Consider the following 2,592-nt stretch of genomic DNA (forward strand, 5'->3'; position numbering starts at 1 on the left):
TCGCGCAGGCGCATCTGGCGGGCCACTTCGTCGGCAGCTTCCAGGTTGGTGCGGGTGGCGGTTTCCTCGATGTCGCCGCCCTTGATGGCGCGGGCCGAGTTCACGTCCACGGACACCAGCGCTTCGGTGTGGTCGATCACGATGGCGCCACCCGAGGGCAGCTGCACGGTGCGGGCGTAGGCCGATTCGATCTGATGCTCGATCTGGAAGCGGCTGAACAGGGCGGCGTCGTCGCGGTAGCGCTTCACGCGGGCAGCATGCTCGGGCATGACGTGCGCCATGAACTGCTGTGCCTGTTCGTAGATGTCGTCGGTATCGATGAGGATGTCACCGATGTCGTTGTTGAAGTAGTCGCGGATCGCGCGAATCACCAGGCTCGATTCCTGGTAGATCAGGAAGGCGCCCTTGCCACCCTTGGCGGCGCCGTCGATGGCATTCCACAGCTTGAGGAGGTAGTTCAGATCCCACTGCAGCTCGGGCGCGGTGCGGCCAATGCCGGCGGTGCGCGCGATGATGGACATGCCGTTCGGGTATTCGAGCTGGTCCATCGCCTCCTTGAGCTCGGCGCGGTCTTCGCCCTCGATGCGGCGCGATACGCCACCGCCCCGGGGGTTGTTGGGCATCAGCACCACGTAGCGGCCAGCCAGCGAGACGAAGGTGGTCAGGGCCGCGCCCTTGTTGCCGCGTTCTTCTTTTTCGACCTGGACCAGCAGTTCCTGGCCTTCCTTGATCACCTCATTGATGCGCGCCTGGCTGGGCGAGACACCGGGGGTGAAGTAGCTGCGCGAGATTTCCTTGAACGGCAGGAAGCCATGGCGGTCTTCGCCGTAGTCCACGAAACAGGCTTCCAGCGAAGGCTCGACGCGGGTGACGACGGCCTTGTAGATATTGCCCTTGCGCTGTTCGCGCCCTTCGATTTCGATTTCGTAGTCGAGGAGCTTTTGTCCGTCGACGATGGCCAGGCGCCGTTCTTCGGGCTGCGTGGCGTTGATGAGCATCCGCTTCATGATGCGATTCCTTCAGTGTTTCGCGGACAGCAGCGGTGCAGCCCACCTGACCCACAGGGAGGGCTGCGCGGGCTGCCGCCCACAGTTTCCAAACCAATACAACAAGCTCTACAGGAGCTGTGAATGCCTGGACTGACGCATCGAAACGAAGGGAATTGCCGGGAATGCCAATGATCTACCGCGCTCTAGCGCAGCATCGTGAGGCAGGGGCGCGTGGATGGGGGCGAGTGGTAGGAGCGCAGTTTTGCTAGCAAAAGAGTAGCTGATTGCGCTTGCTGGCTGGGCGTTGGGGCTGAATTGGAGCGTGCAGCCAGGGGCATCAGCCACCGCCACAAGGTCACCATCCAACTCATCAACAACCACATGCTCGCTTTGATCCGCTGACAGGCTGCGCCCGGGTAGGGAACATCTGCCAGCTTGGGGGATTCCGTATCAGTGTTTCAATCTGTCAGCCCGCCGCACGGCGTGCTGGCCACCACAGGCATCTGGCCTGCAATCTGCGCGCACGACGCCCGGTGGCATCGACCTGCCTGCGTGAGGGGCAAGGGCTGTGTGGACTAAACTCCAGACAAATCAACCACTTACATAACAACGCGCAGGTGAAACACATTATAGGGGCCAAACCGCCCACAGCCCCTGCGGGGCTTCCCGCAGCCCGCCTGGTGGAAGTGGATGCTGACTCCGCTGGCCAGCGGCTCGATAACTTTTTGATACGCCACCTGAAAGGCGTGCCAAAAACGCATGTCTACCGCATCATCCGCAGCGGTGAGGTCCGCATCAACAAAGGCCGCGTGAGCGCCGACACCCGCGTGGAAGCAGGAGATGTGGTGCGCCTGCCGCCCGTGCGCATCTCCGACAAGGTGGCCGAGAAGGCCGAGCGTCCGGCGCCTGCGCGCGAATTTCCCATCCTGCTCGAAGACGAGCACCTGATTGCCCTGGACAAGCCCGCGGGCGTGGCGGTGCACGGCGGCAGCGGCGTGAGTTTTGGCGTGATCGAGCAATTGCGCCAGGCGCGGCCGGCGTCCAAGTTCCTAGAGCTGGTGCACCGCCTGGACCGCGAGACCTCGGGCATCCTGCTGGTGGCCAAGAAGCGGTCAGCGCTCACTCACCTGCAAGACCAGTTCCGTGAGCGCGAGACAGGCAAGACCTATCTGGCACTCGTCACGGGCACCTGGCCTGCCAACAAAAAGGTCATCGACCTGCCACTGCACAAGTACCTGCAGGCCGACGGCGAGCGCCGCGTGCGTGTGACCACGGCCGATGACCCGGATGGCATGCGCTCCATCACGTTGGTCAAGGTGCGCAGCACTGTGCCCGCGCGCGCCGCTCAAGGCCTGCCGGCGATGTCCCTGCTGGAGGTGACCATCAAGACCGGCCGCACCCATCAGATCCGCGTACACCTGGCCAGCCAGGGCCACGCCATCGTGGGTGATGACAAATACGGTGACTTTGACCTCAACAAGCGCCTGCAGAAGCTCTCGATGAAGCGCATGTTCCTGCACGCATGGCGGTTACAGTTCAACCACCCCGCCTCGGGCGAGCGTGTGCAACTGATTGCCGAGCTACCCCCTGAGCTGGCCGATTT

At 63.0% G+C, this 2,592-nt stretch carries 2 protein-coding genes; one reads left to right on the forward strand and one right to left on the reverse strand.

Going from position 1 to position 2,592, the window contains the following annotated elements; genetic code table 11:
* Positions 1 to 1,007: ribonuclease E/G (locus DBR23_RS01895; RefSeq protein WP_369882073.1), on the reverse strand; the 1,007-nt coding region annotated here is incomplete at its 3' end.
* 599 nt (positions 1,008 to 1,606) lie between these two features.
* Between DBR23_RS01895 and DBR23_RS01900 the strand changes: the two genes are divergently transcribed.
* The coding region (locus DBR23_RS01900; protein ID WP_233250227.1) for an RluA family pseudouridine synthase at positions 1,607 to 2,592 on the forward strand (986 nt) is incomplete at its 3' end.

The organism is Acidovorax sp. HMWF018, from assembly GCF_003061035.1.
Classification (GTDB): Bacteria; Pseudomonadota; Gammaproteobacteria; order Burkholderiales; family Burkholderiaceae_C; genus Acidovorax; species Acidovorax delafieldii.